14 protein-coding genes, 1 tRNA gene and 1 pseudogene are annotated in these 17,489 nt (G+C 48.0%); 4 read left to right on the top strand and 12 right to left on the bottom strand.

Annotated features, from left to right (window positions below; genetic code table 11):
* Positions 1–5 precede the first annotated feature (5 nt).
* Entirely contained in the window at positions 6–1,463 is a 1,458-nt protein-coding gene (locus FD963_RS07465; RefSeq protein ID WP_215361572.1) for a DEAD/DEAH box helicase, read from the top strand.
* A gap of 12 nt (positions 1,464–1,475) precedes the next feature.
* On the opposite strand, the gene gluQRS is transcribed toward FD963_RS07465, so the two are convergent.
* Entirely contained in the window at positions 1,476–2,426 is a 951-nt protein-coding gene (gluQRS, locus tag FD963_RS07460) for a tRNA glutamyl-Q(34) synthetase GluQRS (RefSeq protein WP_215361570.1), read from the bottom strand.
* 3 nt (positions 2,427–2,429) lie between these two features.
* On the opposite strand from gluQRS, the gene dnaE reads away from it, so the two are divergent.
* A complete protein-coding gene (gene dnaE / locus FD963_RS07455; protein ID WP_215361568.1) occupies positions 2,430–6,047 on the top strand; it encodes a DNA polymerase III subunit alpha in 3,618 nt (1,205 codons plus the stop codon).
* A 14-nt stretch (positions 6,048–6,061) separates the two neighbouring features.
* Here the strand turns inward: dnaE and FD963_RS07450 are convergent, their stop codons facing one another.
* Genes FD963_RS07450 through FD963_RS07440 form a run of 3 tightly spaced genes read right to left on the bottom strand, consistent with a single transcriptional unit; the run spans position 6,062 to position 8,771 of the window.
* The gene (locus FD963_RS07450) at positions 6,062–7,219 is read right to left on the bottom strand and encodes a glycosyltransferase family 9 protein (protein WP_215361566.1); all 1,158 of its coding nucleotides are present in this window, start codon (positions 7,217–7,219) and stop codon (positions 6,062–6,064) included.
* 14 nt (positions 7,220–7,233) lie between these two features.
* Positions 7,234–8,013, bottom strand: a complete 780-nt coding sequence (locus FD963_RS07445; protein ID WP_215361564.1) for a glycosyltransferase family 2 protein — start codon at positions 8,011–8,013, stop codon at positions 7,234–7,236.
* Positions 8,010–8,771 carry a glycosyltransferase family 2 protein gene (locus FD963_RS07440; protein ID WP_215361562.1) on the bottom strand — a complete coding sequence of 254 codons (762 nt, stop codon included), beginning with the start codon at positions 8,769–8,771 and terminating at the stop codon, positions 8,010–8,012. The genes FD963_RS07445 and FD963_RS07440 overlap by 4 nt, the downstream gene beginning before the upstream one ends.
* A 10-nt stretch (positions 8,772–8,781) precedes the next feature.
* On the opposite strand from FD963_RS07440, the gene msbA reads away from it, so the two are divergent.
* Positions 8,782–10,545: a lipid A export permease/ATP-binding protein MsbA gene (msbA, locus tag FD963_RS07435; RefSeq protein WP_215361560.1), complete on the top strand. Its 1,764-nt coding sequence runs from the start codon at positions 8,782–8,784 to the stop codon at positions 10,543–10,545.
* 10 nt (positions 10,546–10,555) lie between these two features.
* On the opposite strand, the gene rng is transcribed toward msbA, so the two are convergent.
* From rng to FD963_RS07395, 8 genes and pseudogenes are all read right to left on the bottom strand, one after another.
* Positions 10,556–12,019 (bottom strand): ribonuclease G, encoded by a 1,464-nt coding sequence (gene rng / locus FD963_RS07430; protein WP_215361558.1) that lies wholly within the window; start codon positions 12,017–12,019, stop codon positions 10,556–10,558.
* Positions 12,016–12,579 carry a nucleoside triphosphate pyrophosphatase gene (locus tag FD963_RS07425; RefSeq protein WP_251367359.1) on the bottom strand — a complete coding sequence of 188 codons (564 nt, stop codon included), beginning with the start codon at positions 12,577–12,579 and terminating at the stop codon, positions 12,016–12,018. The genes rng and FD963_RS07425 overlap by 4 nt, the downstream gene beginning before the upstream one ends.
* Positions 12,580–12,643: 64 nt before the next feature.
* Positions 12,644–13,087: a 23S rRNA (pseudouridine(1915)-N(3))-methyltransferase RlmH gene (gene rlmH / locus FD963_RS07420; RefSeq protein WP_215361554.1), complete on the bottom strand. Its 444-nt coding sequence runs from the start codon at positions 13,085–13,087 to the stop codon at positions 12,644–12,646.
* A 23-nt stretch (positions 13,088–13,110) separates the two neighbouring features.
* Positions 13,111–13,497, bottom strand: a pseudogene (gene rsfS / locus FD963_RS07415) (ribosome silencing factor); the annotation flags it as partial.
* A gap of 45 nt (positions 13,498–13,542) precedes the next feature.
* Positions 13,543–14,232: a nicotinate-nucleotide adenylyltransferase gene (locus FD963_RS07410; RefSeq protein ID WP_215361552.1), complete on the bottom strand. Its 690-nt coding sequence runs from the start codon at positions 14,230–14,232 to the stop codon at positions 13,543–13,545.
* Positions 14,229–15,140, bottom strand: coding sequence for an oxygen-dependent coproporphyrinogen oxidase (hemF, locus tag FD963_RS07405; RefSeq protein ID WP_215363937.1), 912 nt, complete (start codon positions 15,138–15,140; stop codon positions 14,229–14,231). The genes FD963_RS07410 and hemF overlap by 4 nt, the downstream gene beginning before the upstream one ends.
* Positions 15,141–15,182: 42 nt before the next feature.
* Positions 15,183–16,460 (bottom strand): phosphoribosylamine--glycine ligase, encoded by a 1,278-nt coding sequence (purD, locus tag FD963_RS07400; RefSeq protein ID WP_215361550.1) that lies wholly within the window; start codon positions 16,458–16,460, stop codon positions 15,183–15,185.
* Positions 16,461–16,512: 52 nt separating this feature from the next.
* Positions 16,513–17,232, bottom strand: a complete 720-nt coding sequence (locus FD963_RS07395) for a YebC/PmpR family DNA-binding transcriptional regulator (RefSeq protein WP_215361548.1) — start codon at positions 17,230–17,232, stop codon at positions 16,513–16,515.
* Between the two features lie 152 nt (positions 17,233–17,384).
* Between FD963_RS07395 and FD963_RS07390 the strand changes: the two genes are divergently transcribed.
* Positions 17,385–17,469 (top strand) — tRNA-Leu (locus FD963_RS07390).
* Positions 17,470–17,489: the final 20 nt, after the last annotated feature.

Here is a 17,489-nt window from a genome sequence, read left to right as displayed (position 1 = left end):
TTACCTTGACAAATACTGCTACTGAAATAAATTCTTCTATAGGGGTTAGCGACAGCGCTACCCCTAGTGTTACCCCTCCAGCAACAATTACTTTTGCTGACTTTGGTTTAGACCCGAAAATTCAAAAAGCGGTTCTTGAACAGGGTTACACCATTCCCACGCCGATCCAAGCGCAATCCATCCCGCATGTATTAGCGGGTAGTGACTTGATGGGTGCAGCGCAAACCGGTACCGGTAAGACGGCCGCTTTTGTATTGCCAATCATTCAAAAGATTTTGCGTCACGCGAGTAACAGCGCATCGCCAGCACGCCATCCGATTCGTGCATTGGTTCTCACTCCAACACGTGAGTTGGCGGTGCAAGTGGCCGAGAATGCTGCAAGCTACTCCAAACATACTGATTTACGTGCTGCCGTTGTTTATGGTGGCGTGGATATGAAAGAGCAAGTCGCGGTACTGCGTAATGGCGTAGAGATCTTGATCGCCACTCCAGGACGTTTGCTTGATCACATTGGCTCTAAGGTTGCCAACCTTTCTCAGGTAGAGATTTTAGTTTTGGACGAAGCTGATCGCATGCTCGATATGGGCTTCTTGCCTGACTTACAGCGCATCATTGATTTGATTCCTGCGCAAAGACAAACATTGTTGTTTTCTGCAACGTTCTCACCAGAAATTAAGAAACTGGCACAAAGTTATTTGCGTACTCCAGTAACGGTTGAAGTGGCTCGTCAAAATGCCGCCGCTGATACGGTGAAGCAAGTGGTGCACATGGTTTCCTCAGCAGATAAGCAACGCGCGATTGTCAAAGTGTTAGAAGCGCGCACGCGTGCTGGCTTATCACGCCAATGCATCATCTTTACGAATAGTCGTTTGGGTTGCGCAAAACTTTCTCGTGCACTTGAGCGCGATGGCATCAAGGCGGGTGCGATTCACGGTGACAAGAGTCAGGGCGAGCGTACTTTAACTCTAGATGCATTTAAATCTGGCGCGATTGAAGCGTTGGTGGCAACCGATGTTGCTGCCCGTGGTTTGGATATTCCCGATATGCCATGTGTGATTAATCACGAACTGCCTTACAACGCAGAAGACTTTATTCACCGCATTGGCCGTACAGGTCGCGCAGGCAGTAAAGGTGACGCGATTGCCTTGGTGGATGCCAGTGAAAAGCGTTTGCTCGATGATATCGAGAAGTTAATGAAGCGCAAGTTGGACGTACAGCCTTTGCCTGAAGGTGCGCCTTCACAAAGTCGCCCTTCATCTAGTAGTTATGGCGGCTCCAGTAGCTCCAGAAGCTCTTACAGCGCACCTGCGAAAATATCTGATCCCTTTTTCTATAAACCTTACGAGCCAAGTGCAGCTTCTACATCTACTGCAGATGCTGCTAAGCCGGAAGAGAAGAAAGCGGGCATTACTCCTGCCAAACCTGCAGTTGGCGCTTTACTCGGCGGATTTAAGAAAAAATAATCAACTGAGTAATTAACTTCGCCATGCATGAGTGGCTGCAAGCAGCCACTCTGCAATAGTGACATTCTCGCCATCCGGCAAATCCTGTAGTCCCAAATGTGTTGCCGCTTTGCGCAGCTCCATTAGTGAGTGTTTCTTATCTTGCGTATTGATTTTCGTTGCTAAAGTTTGCTTACTGAGTTTTTCACCATGCTCATCGAGCACCAGTGGTAGATGAAGATATTCTGGTCGCTTGTATCCCAATATCTCTTGCAGGTAAATTTGCCTTGCGGTGTTGCTCAATAAATCTTTGCCACGAACGATATGTGTAATGTTCTGCTCGGCATCATCAACGACTACAGCGAGCTGATAAGTAAATAAGCCATCACTCCTGCGTAGTACAAAATCGCCCACTTCTGTATTGAGGTTTTGGCTTTGAGAGCCCAAAGCTAAATCCTTAAATTCAATATGGCAATTTTGGGTAAGGGCAATTCGCCAAGCTTGCTGCAATTGCCCCAAAGAGTCTGTGGGATTGCTGATTAAGTGGGCAGGGCGGCAAGTGCTGGGATAGACCATCTCTTGATTGCGAGGGGTCTCGATTCCTAGCTTGGCCAGGGCATTGGCAATAGTTTGTCTTGAGCAAGTGCAGGAATACAGGCACTGAAGCCCATTTAAGCGCTCTAAAGCCCTCTGATAGACGTCATGGCGCTGAGATTGATAAATGACTTCCCCATCCCAGGAAAGGCCGCAGGCGAGCAATTGAGCCTGAATTTGCCGGGTTGCCCCAGGTATGCACCTTGGGGTATCCAAATCTTCGATTCTGAGCAGCCATTCCCCCCGATTTTTACGGGCATCTAGCCAGCTTCCTAGGGCGGCAACCAAGGATCCGGCGTGCAGCGGACCGGTGGGCGAGGGGGCGAATCGCCCGCGATAGCCGCCGGTTGGGGATGGAAGGTTTTTGAGTGTGGACACAGCTAAAATCATCTCATGGCTTCACCCCGTTTTGTACATCTCCGCGTCCATTCCGAGTTTTCGATTACGGATGGAGTCGTGCGCATTGATGATGCGGTAGCTGCCGCCGTCAAAGATGAGATGGGCGCGCTAGCGATTACGGATTTAAGTAATTTATTTGGTTTAGTGCGGTTCTATACCGCCGCTCGTTCTGGCGGGGTCAAGCCGATTGCCGGAGCAGATGTTTGGGTTAGCAATCCCCAGGATCCAGATCAGCCTCATCGCTTATTGCTCTTGGTGCAAAACCATTCTGGTTACCTCAATTTATGTGAGTTGCTCAGTAGAGCGTCTCTGGATAATCAATCCCGTGGTCGTGCTGAAGTTGATTCTGCTTGGTTTACTGAGCCCGCTGCCAAAGCGGAAGACAAGGCTGCCAAGCGCACACTCTCTTATGGATTGATTGCACTTTCTGGCGCACGCATGGGTGAAGTCGGCATCGCGCTATTGGGTGGGCAAGTAGATCATGCCAAGATTGTTGCCAGACGCTACGAAAAACTCTTTCCGAAGTCTTTCTATATTGAGGTCCAGCGCGGCGGCAATCCTCAAGACGAAAAACAACTCCAGCTTGCCTGTCATCTGGCCAGTGAGCTCGATCTACCCGTAGTCGCAACGCACCCAGTGCAGTTTATGCAGAAGAGTGACTTTACGGCGCATGAGGCCCGTGTCTGTATTGCTGAAGGGGAGTTGCTAGGTAATCCTCGTCGCACCAAGAAATTCAACGATGAGCAGTACTTCTTGACGCAAGCGGAAATGGAAAAACGTTTTGCTGATTTGCCAGCCGCATTAGCGAACTCGGTTGAGATTGCCAAGCGTTGCAATCTCTCATTGGTATTAGGTCAACCACGTTTACCGGATTTCCCTACGCCCCCCGGTATTACGCTCGATGACTATCTCTTGCAGCAATCGGAGATTGGTTTGAAGCGCCACATGGAGCGCAATTTCCCGGATGCAGAGGAGCGCGAAACAGAAATGAAGCGCTATCACGAGCGTCTCGTGTTTGAGGTTAAGACGATTTCTCAAATGGGTTTCCCAGGCTACTTCTTGATTGTGGCGGACTTCATTAACTGGGCTAAAAATAATGGTGTGCCTGTAGGCCCTGGTCGTGGATCTGGCGCAGGCTCTTTAGTGGCGTACTCACTCGGTATTACCGATTTGGATCCACTTCGTTACAACTTACTCTTTGAACGCTTCCTAAACCCAGAGCGGGTATCGATGCCCGACTTCGATATCGATTTCTGTCAGCATGGTCGTGACCGTGTGATTCAGTATGTAAAGGATAAGTACGGTAAGGATGCGGTGAGTCAGATCGCCACCTTCGGAACCATGGCAGCTAGAGCGGCGATTCGTGACGTAGGGCGCGTGTTAGAGCAGGGCTATAACTTCGTAGACGGTATCGCTAAACTCATTCCGAATAAGCCAGGTCAGTACATGACCATTGAGATGGCAAAGAAGGAAGAGAAGCAATTAGCCGAGCGCGAAAAGAATGAAGATGAAGTTCGTCAATTGCTTTCCTTGGCGCAGCAGTTAGAGGGTATGACTCGCAACGTTGGTATGCATGCGGGCGGCGTGCTAATTGCTCCAGGGCGCCTCACTGATTTTTGTCCGCTCTACACGCAAGAAAGTAAAGATCAAGACAGTAGCTCTGTGATCAGTCAGTTTGATAAGGATGACGTAGAAGCGATTGGTCTGGTGAAGTTCGACTTCCTGGGTCTGACTACGCTTACTATTTTGGCAGCAGCAGAGCGTTGGATTAAATCACTACACGCTGATCGCAGAGACTGGAATATCGGTGAGATTGCGCTCGATGATGAAAAAGCATTTGATGTTTTGAAGCGCGCCAATACTGTCGCAGTATTCCAGCTAGAAAGTCGCGGCATGCAAGGCATGCTTCGTGAAGCTAAGCCTGACCGCTTTGAGGACATTATTGCCCTAGTGGCTTTGTATCGTCCGGGCCCAATGGATTTGATTCCAGACTTTATTGAGCGTAAGCATGGGCGTCAAAAAGTAGAGTATCCCGATCCTCGTATTGAGCCTGTTCTGCGCGAGACCTACGGCATCATGGTCTATCAAGAGCAGGTGATGCAAATGGCGCAGATGATTGGCGGCTACTCATTGGGTGGTGCCGATATGTTACGTCGTGCGATGGGTAAGAAAAAGCCTGAAGAAATGGCTCAGCATCGCAAGATCTTTAGTGATGGTGCAAAAGCGGGTGGCATTACCGAGTCAAAGGCAAATGAGATCTATGACTTGATGGAGCGTTTTGCTGGGTACGGATTTAATAAGTCCCATGCTGCTGCATACGCACTCTTGGCATATCAAACTGCTTGGCTAAAAGCGTATTACCCAGCCGAATTTATGGCAGCCAACTTATCACTCGCGATGGATGACACCGATAAGGTGAAGATTCTGCATGACGATTGTTTGGTAAACAATATTCGCGTTTTCTCGCCTGATATCAATACTGGCGTGTATGAGTTCACGCCATTGCGCGCACCCGATGCAGCTCCAGATTCCTCCATCAGTCATATTCGTTATGGTTTAGGTGCGGTGCGCGGCACCGGTGAAGCGGCGATTGAATCCATCGTCAAGGCGCGTGAAACAGGCGGTCCATTTAAAGATTTATTTGATTTCTGCGCACGAGTAGATCGTAGGCAAGTCAATCGCCGCGCCATTGAAGCGCTGATGCGTGCTGGCGCATTTGATAGCTTGTATCGTGACTCCGTTCCTGCGGGCGGGAATTTGTACGACATTCGATCTACCTTACTAGCATCCCTAGCTAGAGCGATTGAGGCTGCTGAGCAAGCGGAAGCATCGATTCATCAGGTGAGCTTGTTTGAGGCAGCTGGTGAAGAGGATCGCCATCTCCCAGAACTAGTGCGTGAGCCTATCTGGTCTGAGAAAAAACGCTTGCAAGAAGAGAAAAATGCCTTAGGTCTTTGCCTAACAGGGCACATGTTTGACGCCTATCGCGATGAGACTTCTCACTTTATCCGGCAGCCTTTGGCTAAGGTAACAGAAGGTAAAGATCAACTCATTGCCGGCATTATCACTTCAGCACGAATGCTAACTGGTCAACGCGGTCGCATGATGATTGCAACTATCGATGATGGCTCCGCTGCCCTCGAAGTCACCTTGTATAGCGAAGTCTACGAGCCCAATCGTTCTTGGCTAAAAGAAGATGAGCTCTTGGTTGCCAAGGTCAATGTGACGCCTGATAAGTTCTCGGGCGGCATGCGCATTGTGTCTGAGGCGGTAATGGATATCACAGGTGCGCGTATGCGTTTTGCTCGTAATGTTCATGTTTGCATTGATAACGCAATTGATATCAAGATGCTCCGTAACCAAATTAATCCCTACCTTATGGCTAATCGTGTGCGTGATCCTAAGCTTGGTGCATCTGCCCCTGCTGCGCCGGGATCGAACGATGGCATGAAGGGTTTAATGCTGACGGCTGCTGTCACTACCAGTGGCGGCGCTTGCTTGATGCAGTTCCCAGAAGAGTTGCGCATCTATCCTGACGATGCCTGCTTGCACGGGCTAAATCAAATCTTGGCTTCTAAGCAAAAAGATCCTGTACAGATTCAGTATCACTGATCGTATTGGTTGATCTAGTTCGGTAATGCTTTCCGAACCGCCTCGATGACTTGTTGGGGCTCTAGTAAGTCCAAGCACTCGCTATAGCTATCGGCCTTATCTAGGCATCCGGCTTTACGGCAAGGTACGCATTCACCGGGACCCTGCAAGATGGTGACATTACCAACGGTTTGGGTACGATCACGTAATTGATATGGCTGTTCACCAATAAAACCATTGGGCCATGGGCCAAAGTTCGTTGGCGGGGTGGCGCCAAAGAGAGTGATGGTTGGGGTATTGCATGCTGCTGCTAAATGGGTGATTGAGGTATCAACCCCAATATACAAAGTAGCACCACGAATCAGTGTGCCTGCTTGCGGAATCGATAATTTGCCCGCAGCATTGATCACTTGCTTTTTGCTTTCATCATCTAGCAGAGAAATGATGTCGTGATTGAGTTGTACATCTTGCTTTGCAGGGGAGGCGCTTAACACTACCTGAAACCCTTGCTTTACTAGCCAAGTAATGAGTGCTTGCCAATACGCTAGTGGCCAACGCTTATAGGCAGTAAGTGGTCCTGGGTGCACAACGACATAAGGTTGCTTGAGTTCTTTAACAATACCGGGTGTTAAGGGCTCTCCAGCAGGCGGAGTAACCGAAATCGGCTTGGCAAAAATTTCCGTTTGATTTTGAAAGAAGGGCTCTAGTAGGCGCAGTTTTTCAGTAATGACATGCTGATGAAAGTAGTCAACATCAACTGTATGCATGCAAATAAATTTTTTCCAAGCATTTTGCTTCTCGCTCTTGCTTCGTTTCTGTTGATCTTGTGCATCTTTGCCTTGAGGATGTCCGCCAAGGACGCCAATCCTTCTCAAGGCAGCAACCAAGCCATAAAAGTAAGCGCGATCACTGGGTTGCGTAACAAAAGCCAAGTCATAGCGTTGAAACAGTCGATTAAAGAGGGAGAGATATTCCACAAAACCCGGTCTATCCGAAGTTTCAATCACCTCAGCAATATCAGGATTGCCATGAAGCATCTCTAGCTTGCCGCGATAACCTAAAAAATGAAACTCCGCATCAGGCCAAAGCTCTCTGGCTTTACTAATCAGGGGTGTTGTTGCTAATACGTCTCCAATTTGCCTCGTGGCAATAAATAAAACCTTTTTAGGTTTAAGTGAGGAGTACGTAGTCATGGCGGTGAGAATATTCAAAGGGCCTTAGCCAAGATCTTCTCACGAACCCGTCGAGCGTTCTCGGCAGCATTGCTTTGATCATGAAGTTTATGAAATAGATGGAGCACTTCAGTAGACCATGAGCCTGACTTGCGATGAATGCGATGGTGTTGCAGGCGGAAGATAAAATCCGCATCCTCATGGCCCCAGCCGGTCATAGTTTCATCAAAGCCATTGATGGCTTCAGCATCGGCCTTCCAGCAGGCCATATTGCAACCCTTAATGCGACGCCAAACAAATTTTTTGTAGTCGCGCCAAGAGCCATTACCTAGCTTTACTTTAAGGGGCCAGTATTTATTGATGCCGCCAGTCAAGCGCTTGCTAATGAGATTTGAACAAAAGCGCTCAAAACTCCACTGGGGCCAAGTGAGTAATTCTGTAGTAAGGCCTTCATCAAGCAAGATTCTGCTGCCAGTAACTAAATAACCCTTTTGCGCTAACGCACGATGTCGTGCCACAAAGTCTGGCTGGACAACGCAATCGCCATCCAGAAAAACAAGGTAGTCGCCATGGGCTGCAGCGATTGCTTTATTGAGAATCTTGGTTTTCTGAAAGCCTTGGTCTTCTTGCCAAAGATGAGTAATAGAGGCCGGGTGCAAGGCTTTAATGGATTCAATGAGGTGTTTTGTGCTCTCAGTAGAGCCATCATCAGCAATGATGATTTCAAAGTTCTGATCGGTTTGAGTGGCTAGAGATTCTAGGCAAAGCTTGAGTGCTTGTGGCCAGTTATAGGTAGCCAGCAAAATCGAAATCATTTACTGGCTTCCTGATTCAGGTGCCACAACTTAATATAGCGGTAATAGGTTCCCTGGCCATTGGATACCGCCAATGCAAATCCTTGGGGGCCGTCTAGGAATCCCGCACGCAAAACATAGGTACGGAAAAATGCCCAGGCGCCATGCAGGACTGCCTTGAGGGGGCCACTAGTTTTACCTCTGGCAAATGCCTGCTCTGCGGAAGCGGTGGAGTAGCGATCTAGCTTTTGGAGGACTTGAGAGTAATTCATGAAGCTGTAATGCAACATGGGATTCTCTAGCTTGGCGACTTGGCTATTCGGTATCAGGCGCTCATGAACCAAATCATCTGAGAAGCGGGCGGTACCGCGTTTAAATAAACGATCGACATAATCCGGGCTCCAGCCAGAGTGGCGGATAAATCGTCCGCAATACCAAGAAAGTCTGGGGATGGCAAAGCAATCTACGTGGGCGCTATGGTGAATCGCCGTCAGAATTTCTGACTTTAGGGCTGGAGTCAGTCTTTCATCAGCATCCAGAGATAGAACCCATTCGCTGGTAGCTAAATCCAGGGCGCGGTTCTTCTGGGGTCCAAAACCGGGCCAATCCGCAGGCTGAGAAATGCTTGCCCCATGCTTTTGGGCTATTTCTAGGGTGCGGTCAGAGCTATTGGTATCAACCACTACGATCTGCTGGGCGATCCCTTCCAGAGAGGCCAGGCAATCGTCCAAATTGGCCTCTTCATTGCGGGTGATGAGTATGACTGATAAGGTGGGCATAATTCATTATATGAATGCTCAAGACCGCACCGCCCTAAATCGCTTAATTACCTACCTCAAGCCCCATTACGGCTTGATTATTGGGTCGCTTTTGGCCATGGCTTTGGTGGCTGGCGCCGAAACCTCCATTCCGGCTCTGATGAAGCCTTTGCTGGACCGCGGCTTTACTGGTCAGCTCAATAGCAAGCTCTGGCAAGTCCCCGTTTTTCTGGTTGGCTTGGCTTTGGTTCGCAGTTTGGCTCAATTTCTATCCAACTACCTATTAACTCGCGTAATTAATGCGGTGTTATTGAAATTGCGCGAGCAAATGTTTCAAACACTGTTGCATGCAAAGACCACTTTTTTTCAACAGAACTCCGCATCAAATCTGATTAATGCCGTTGTCTTTGAAGTCAATAACGTTCTCTCTATTATGGGTGGAATGCTGATCAGTTTGGTGCGTGACTCACTCACTGTCATTGGTTTGATGGGCTATCTCATCTACCTAAACTGGCAATTGACATTGGTCGTTCTATTTATTTTCCCCGTGATTGCATTCATCATGAGCAAAATTAATCGTCGCCTAAGATCGCTGAATAGAGAACAGCAAACACTCACTAGTGAACTTGCTTATATTGTGGAAGAGGCGGCTGCGGGATATAAGATAGTTAAAGTTCATGGTGCCGAAGAGTACGAAATGAATCGTTTTAAGCAAAAAGCTGAACGTGCACGTCAGTTTGCTTTGAAGTCTGCTGTGGCTGGCGGTCTAAATCAGCCAATTACTCAGTTGATTGCCTCTATGGCCTTGTCGGTGGTGTTGGTAATTGCCTTGATGCAGTCGGCCACTGAAGGCACCACGGTAGGTGGATTTGCTGCCTTCATTACTGCAATGATGTTGGTGATTTCTCCCTTAAAGCATTTGGCGGATATCAACCAACCTTTGCAGCGCGGCCTTACTGCTGCAGAAATGATTTTTGGATTGATGGATCAACCTTTCGAAGAGGATGAAGAGCGTAAGCAAAATATGAAGTCGCTCAATAAGACAAAAGGCGCTATTCGTTTTGATGACGTTGGCTTTTCATATCAACAAGAGGTCGGGCGAAAAGATGCTTTGCGCAATATCAGTCTCAATATTAAACCGGGTGAAGTTGTAGCTTTTGTTGGCCCTTCAGGTGGCGGTAAATCTACGCTCGTTAATTTATTGCCACGCTTCTATAAGCCGACCAGCGGCCACATTTTCTTGGATGACATTCCTATTGAAGATATTGTGTTGGCTGATGTCCGACGCCAGATTGCCTTTGTAAGTCAGGATGTCATTCTCTTTAACGATACGATTGCTGCTAACGTCGCCTATGGCGCTAGCGATCATGATGGCATTGATCGCGGACGTGTCATGGAGGCTTTGGAGGCTGCCAATCTGAGCGCGCTGATTAAAGAGTTGCCTGAAGGCATTGATTCGATGGTGGGAGATAACGGTAATCGCTTGTCTGGTGGGCAGCGCCAGCGTATGGCTATTGCCCGCGCAATTTATAAGAATGCGCCAATTTTGATTTTGGATGAAGCAACTTCAGCACTGGATTCTGAATCCGAACGTCAGGTTCAGGAAGCGCTCGAGCGCTTAATGGCGAATAGAACTACCTTAGTGATTGCTCATCGTTTATCAACAATCGAACATGCTGACCGAATTGTGGTGCTTGAGCATGGGAAGATCGTTGAAAATGGTTCGCACGAAGATTTAATTAAGCAAGATGGCTTATATGCGAACTTACATCGCATCCAATTCTCCAACGCTTAATTCGGAAGCCTTAACTCAGAACAATATCGTATTGCTCTTGACGGAAGCTGCCTTCTGCTTGCAGGGTAATTGGCTTGCCAATGAAATCACCTAACTGCGCCAAGAATTGATTTTCTTCCTCTAGAAATAAATCAATTACATCAGGTGCAGCCACAATCCTAAATTCGCGTGGATTAAATTGGCGATGCTCTCGCACAATTTCACGCAAAATCTCATAACAAATCGTTTGGGCAGTTTTAATCTCACCTTTGCCAAGGCAGGTGGCGCATGGTTCACAGGTGATATGAGCTAAGGATTCACGCGTCCGTTTGCGGGTCATTTCTACTAAGCCCAATGCAGAAAAGTCGCTGACTGAGGTGCGCGCATGATCGCGCTCAAGATTGCGTTTGAGCTCATGCAATACGGATTCTTGATGGTCTTTGCCCAGCATGTCGATGAAATCAATAATGATGATGCCACCTAGATTACGTAAACGGAGTTGACGCGCAATGGCTTGGGCTGCCTCTAGATTGGTTTTAAAGACGGTGTCATCGAGATTTCGGGCGCCTACATAACTACCCGTGTTCACATCAATCGTAGTCATTGACTCCGTTTGATCGATCATGAGATAGCCACCAGACTTGAGGTCGACTCGGCGACCCAGTGCTTTATTAATCTCGGCATCAACATCAAATAAGTCAAACAGGGCGCGTTCGCCACGATGTAGAGTCAGCTTGCCCAAAAGATTGGGCATGTACGCATTCGTAAATGCTTTGAGCTTCTCAAAATTCTCAGCAGAATCCACGCGGATCTGAGTGGTTTCTTCCCCAGCAACATCGCGTAATACCCGCTCAGCTAGGCTAAGGTCCTGATAGAGTAGGGTGGGGGCTGGATTATGCTTCATTGCCGCATGAATGTTTTCCCAGGTAGTTCGCAGATAAAGCATGTCATGCTGTAGCTCCATATCGGATGCATCTTGAGCGCTGGTACGGACGATGATGCCGCCTTTTTCGTCTTCAGCCATCAGGCCTGCAAGACGCGCCTTAATTGCTTCGCGTTCCTCGGGCTGATCAATTCGCTGAGAAACGCCAATATATTTTTCAGTAGCGGTATCGCTACCTGCTGGAGGTAGATAAACTAAATTGCGTCCAGCAATACTCAGTTGAGTTGTTAGACGTGCACCTTTAGTTCCTAAGGGATCTTTTAATACCTGCACTAACAGTGTTTGACCTTCAAACAATAATTTTTCAATTTGTGCTTGAGGATTATTTTGCGTGATATCGGCGACGTGCATAAATGCCGTGCGCTCAAGACCGATTTCGATAAATGCTGATTGCATGCCTGGCAGTACGCGAACTACTTTGGCTAAGTAGATATTCCCCACAATGCCGCGTTGGCGAGTGCGCTCAATTTGTAGCTCTTGAACCGCTCCTTGCTGAATTAAAGCAACGCGCGTTTCTTGCGGGGTGATATTAATTAGTATTTCTTCGTTCATATGCTGCTAACTTGGGCGCGATCCAGTAAAAGCTTCGTTTCATAAATAGGTAGACCCATGATACCGCTATAGCTGCCCTGAATTGAAGGAATAAAAGCCCCACCCAAACCCTGTATGCCATAGGCGCCAGCCTTACCAAAGGGTTCGCCGCTGGCAATATAGCCATCAATCTGTTCGGGGGATAAGTTTGCAAATTGCACTTTGGAAACCTGTACAAGCTGTATGGGTTTTTCATCAGAACTTACAGTCACAGCTACTGAGCTGAGTACTTCATGTACTTTGCCGCTGAGCATAGTCAGAATTCGGGCAGCATCCGCTGCATCGACCGGTTTACCCAGAATTTCACCAGCGGGATGATTGGGTATGCTCACGGTGGTATCGGCACAGAGAATCGGAGCCCAAGGTAAGCCACTCTTTTTCCATCGGCCGAGCGCTGCAGCACTTTTTGCCAAGGTAACGCGCTCCACATAGAGGCGTGCTTTTTCTAGTGGGAGAGGAGTTTCGATGCTCTCACTATCTTCATTGGTGCTTGGTAGCAGCATTTCAAAGCGAATACCCATTTGCTTTAGTAGCTCTTGGCGGCGAGGGCTTTGCGAAGCGAGATAAATAAAAGAGTACAACGGATTACTCACGATGATAGGGGTGGCCTTGCAGGATAGTCCAGGCTCGATAAAGCTGCTCTACTAACATGACTCTAGCCATGGCATGTGGCAAGGTAAGGCTGGACAGTCGCCACATAGCTTGTGCGCTTGCTTTTAGGCTGGGATCCAGGCCATCTGCACCACCAATTAAAAAGGTAATGTCAAAGCCTTCTTGGCGCCAGCTAGCCAGTTGAGTGGCTAAGTTCTGAGTAGTTTGGTCTTTGCCTCGTTCATCCAAGGCAATCACTCTGGATCCCTTGGGAATGGCTGCTGCAATTTTAATAGCTTCTTTTGCGGGCGTGAGATCGGGTTTGATCTCTTTGATTTCAATGCTGCAATCCGCAGGCATTCGTTTGATGTAGTCATGAGTTGCCGTGGCAACCCAATCAGGCATTTTATGACCAACAGAAACGATGGTGAGCCGCATTGCCGCTAGTGACGACGAAATTACTCGTCGTCTTCAGATTCGCTGGCCTTAACAAGACCTTTATCGCCAGCCAATTTCACGCGTACAGGTTTAGCGCCCCACATACCTTCAAGCTGATAGTAAGAGCGCAACATTGGTTGCAGAATATGTACGACGATATCGCCACAATCAACCAATACCCATTCACCGGTTTCTAAACCTTCGATAGAAATGACTTCTCCACCTTTAGCATTTACCTCTTCCTTGACCGACATGGCTAAGGAGCGGGTTTGACGGTTGCTAGAGCCGGTGGCAATGACCACTCGATCAAATAACTCGCTTAATTTAGTGGTGTCATATACGCGGATATCTTGTGCTTTAACATCTTCAAGGGCATCAATCACGACGCGTTGTAATTTACGTAAGTCCATATTTTCTCGGCAATAATTTTTCTATTTAGGGTGATCTTAGCTTGATTACTGGTACAAGCCCAGATTTGTAATGATTTCTAGGGTGTGGGTTGGAATTTGCTCGGATGCAATAGAGCTCCGTGAGCTGGATTTAAGGCGATCTCGTAGTGCTGTTGAGGATAGATCAATATTCAAGCTTTCATCGATGTATATGAGGCCTGCAGCGCTATTTTCAAGGGCATTTGCATCAGATGTTTGATGGGTCTTCAAAAATTGAACCACTTCAGGGCTTATTTCTAGCTTTAAGTCATGATTTGGCCTAGTCGCCACCGCAAAATTGACATGCTGACTCAGCTTTTCCCAGGAGTTCCAGCTAGGTAGGGCAACAAGAGAATCTGCCCCCATCAGCCAAGTCAGGCTAGCGCCTGTTCCAAAGCGCTCACGCAAGGCTGTAACGGTATCAATCGCATAACTAGGCCCAGCGCGATCAATCTCCATGCGATCAATACCTACTTGAGTGGAAATCTTGAGATATAAAAATGCGCGCGCCAAATCAATGCCGGCAGCTTCAGTCAACTTCAGTCGCATTTCTGCTGGAGTGATACCAGCTCCTTTTTGCCATGGCTCGCCACTTGGGATGAGCAGTAGCGCATCTAAGTGGAGTAGCTGTGCAAAATGGGTGGCCAATTTCAAATGACCAACATGGGGTGGATCAAATGTACCCCCAAGAATGCCTATTTTCTTTATAGCGCTCAAGCTAGCCAATCTCGTGGCTTAAGGTAATAGTCATACAGCTTAGCCTCAGGAGTGCCAGGCTTGGGTTGCCAGTTGTACCACCACTGAACTACTGGCGGCATCGACATCAAAATAGATTCAGTGCGACCACCAGAGTGCAAACCAAAAATAGTTCCGCGATCAAAGATCAGGTTGTATTCCACATAGCGACCGCGGCGATATTCTTGGAAAGACTTTTCTTCAGGGGTGAAGCCATCTTGATAACGGCGTTGAACGATTGGTAGGTAAGCATCAATAAATGCATCTCCCACTGCGCGCGTCATTGCAAAGCTTTTCTCAAACCCAAGCTCATTAAAGTCATCAAAGAAAACGCCGCCAATACCACGTGGCTCATCGCGATGTTTTAAGTAAAAGTATTCGTCACACCATTTTTTAAAGCGAGGGTAAAGCTCTTCGCCAAAGGGGTCTAATGCATCCTTGGCAGTTTGGTGAAAGTGTTTGCAGTCTTCATCAACACCGTAATAAGGGGTAAGGTCAAAGCCACCCCCAAACCACCATACCGGCTCTTTACCAGGGGCCTGCGCAATAAAGCAGCGCACGTTCATGTGCGTGGTGGGTACTTTAGGATTATTCGGGTGGAATACCAAGGACACGCCCATAGCTTCAAAGCTACGGCCTGCCACCTCTGGACGATGATGTGATGCCGAAGGGGGCATTTGATCGCCGCGGACATGGGAGAAGCCCACGCCACCTTTTTCCAGAATATTGCCGCCATCCACAATGCAGGTGCGACCATAGCCTTTGAGTTTGCTGTCTTCAGGTTTGTGCCATTCATCGGCAACAAAGACCTTGCCATCCAAAGCGCTCATTGCACTTGTGATGCGGTCTTGCAACCCTAAAAAGTATTCTTTTAGGGTTGCGATATCGATTTGAGTCTGTTGATCTGACAAGGGCGTTCTAACTTGATGGATTTACTTAATTGCGCGGTAGCCAATATCTTTGCGATATTGCATGCCGTCAAACTGAATATGGTTGATGGCTTCATATGCTTTTTGTTGGGCACCACGCACGGTATCGGCAAGTCCAACAACGCAGATCACCCGTCCACCGGAGGTCACTACTTTGCCATCTTGCAATTTCGTACCAGCATGGAAAGTAATTTGATCTTCAGTGTCGGCCGGAATGCCGGTAATCACATCTCCAGCACGTGGGGTATCGGGATAATTGTGGGCTGCAAGCACAACGCCTAAGGCAGTGCGACGATCCCATTCCAGCTCAACTTCATTGAGCGTTCCATCTACTGCATGATCTAGCGCATTAACGAGATCACTGCGCAGGCGAGCCATGATCGGTTGTGTTTCTGGGTCGCCCATGCGGCAGTTAAATTCCAAAGTCTTGATCTTGCCATCAGGAGAGATCATTAAGCCCGCATACAAGAAGCCTGTATACGGAATGCCATCAGCCTGCATACCCTTCACCGTTGGAATGATCACCTCACGCAATGCACGTGCATGTATTTCTGGTGTAACGACTGGTGCAGGGGAGTAAGCGCCCATGCCACCAGTATTCGGTCCTTGGTCGGCATCGAGTAAGCGCTTGTGATCTTGGCTGGTCGCTAACGCAAGAACATTCTTGCCATCCACGAGAACAATGAAGCTAGCTTCTTCACCTGTTAGGAATTCTTCAATCACAACGCGGGCACCTGCATTGCCTAATTTGTTATCAGCCAACATCATGTCAACTGCGGCATGCGCCTCCTCAAGACTCATGGCAACTACTACGCCTTTACCTGCGGCAAGACCATCGGCCTTAATTACAATCGGCGCACCCTTAGCATCAATATAAGCATGCGCTTCAAGCGCGCTTGAAAAAGTTTGGTAATCAGCCGTTGGAATGCCATGACGTTTCATAAAGGCTTTAGAAAAGTCTTTAGAGGATTCCAATTGAGCTGCCAATTGAGTTGGGCCAAAAATACGCAAGCCATTGTTGCGGAATACATCTACGATGCCAGCAGCAAGTGGCGCCTCTGGTCCAACAACCGTTAAGTGAATCTTCTCGCGCTTAGCAAAGTCAGCCAGCTCTTGTAATCCAGTGATCGGTAAGTTCTCAATGCCTGCAGCAGTTTGTTTGGCAGTAGCCGTGCCGCCATTACCAGGAGCAACATAAACCGTTTGGACTTGTGGAGATTGAGCCAGTTTCCAAGCTAAAGCATGTTCGCGTCCGCCGGATCCGATTAAGAGAATTTTCATAACAAGCTATCTAGTATTTAAATGAAGTAATTAAAAAAATGAATTTAAAAAATCAAAGCGCAGCGTTCGTAAACACTTCTTGAACGTCATCCAAATTTTCAAGCGCATCTAACAATTTCTGCATACTCTCAGCCTGATCACCTTCTAAGGCAATCTCAGTCTCAGGGCGCATGGCAACGGTTGCTAGCTCAGGCTTGAGGCCCGCCTTACTAATGGCATCTTGTACGTTAGAAAAATCAGGAACAGGAGACAGTACCTCTAAAGAGCCGTCATCGTGAGTAATCACATCTTCAGCGCCAGCATCTAAAGCTACTTCCATGAGTTGATCTTCACTGGTGCCTGGAGCAAATAACATCTGCCCACAATGCTTGAATAAAAATGCAACAGAACCTTCTGCGCCCATGTTGCCACCATTCTTATTAAAAGCATGACGAACTTCTGCAACGGTACGAGTGCGGTTATCGGTTAAGCAATCCACAATAATGGCGGCGCCATTCATGCCATAACCCTCGTAACGAATTTCCTCGTAGTTCACGCCTTCTAGTGATCCGGTTCCGCGTTGAATCGCTCTTTGCACGTTATCGTTTGGCATATTGGAGTCTTTGGCCTTATCAATGGCCAGACGTAATCGCGGGTTAGTAGCAATATCACCACCGCCTAATTTGGCGGCTACGGTAATTTCTTTAATGAGTTTGGTCCAAATCTTGCCGCGTTTTTCGTCCTGACGACCTTTGCGGTGCTGAATATTGGCCCATTTCGAATGGCCGGCCATACGGGTAAGTCCTTTTAATAGTTTGGCTAGAAGACCTCATTTTAAGGGGTTCTAGACCCAAGGTAGGGTGTAACTAACCATTTTTTGTTACACTCTTATGTCTTAGCAGTAACAAAGTAGCAAAGTAAGCAGAATTTCCACTGCAAACACCTGCCTCGGTGATGGAATTGGTAGACGTGCCGGACTCAAAATCCGGTGCCGCAAGGCGTGGCGGTTCGAGTCCGCCCCGAGGCACCACTCAAAGACTATTCAGTCCT

Origin of the sequence: Polynucleobacter sp. JS-JIR-II-50 (assembly GCF_018687895.1) — a bacterium.
Lineage (GTDB): Bacteria > Pseudomonadota > Gammaproteobacteria > Burkholderiales > Burkholderiaceae > Polynucleobacter.
The sequence above is the reverse complement of the archived record's forward strand: the minus strand, read 5'-3'. Positions and strand labels throughout refer to the sequence as shown.

Coding starts and splice junctions, on each gene's coding strand:
- FD963_RS07395 (WP_215361548.1), bottom strand. CDS start 17,232: ATGGCCGGCCATTCGAAATGGGCCAATATTCAGCACCGCAAAGGTCGT.
- rng (WP_215361558.1), bottom strand. CDS start 12,019: ATGAACGAAGAAATACTAATTAATATCACCCCGCAAGAAACGCGCGTT.
- msbA (WP_215361560.1), top strand. CDS start 8,782: ATGAATGCTCAAGACCGCACCGCCCTAAATCGCTTAATTACCTACCTC.
- FD963_RS07440 (WP_215361562.1), bottom strand. CDS start 8,771: ATGCCCACCTTATCAGTCATACTCATCACCCGCAATGAAGAGGCCAAT.
- gluQRS (WP_215361570.1), bottom strand. CDS start 2,426: ATGATTTTAGCTGTGTCCACACTCAAAAACCTTCCATCCCCAACCGGC.
- rlmH (WP_215361554.1), bottom strand. CDS start 13,087: ATGCGGCTCACCATCGTTTCTGTTGGTCATAAAATGCCTGATTGGGTT.
- FD963_RS07425 (WP_251367359.1), bottom strand. CDS start 12,579: ATGGGTATTCGCTTTGAAATGCTGCTACCAAGCACCAATGAAGATAGT.
- dnaE (WP_215361568.1), top strand. CDS start 2,430: ATGGCTTCACCCCGTTTTGTACATCTCCGCGTCCATTCCGAGTTTTCG.
- purD (WP_215361550.1), bottom strand. CDS start 16,460: ATGAAAATTCTCTTAATCGGATCCGGCGGACGCGAACATGCTTTAGCT.
- FD963_RS07450 (WP_215361566.1), bottom strand. CDS start 7,219: ATGACTACGTACTCCTCACTTAAACCTAAAAAGGTTTTATTTATTGCC.
- FD963_RS07445 (WP_215361564.1), bottom strand. CDS start 8,013: ATGATTTCGATTTTGCTGGCTACCTATAACTGGCCACAAGCACTCAAG.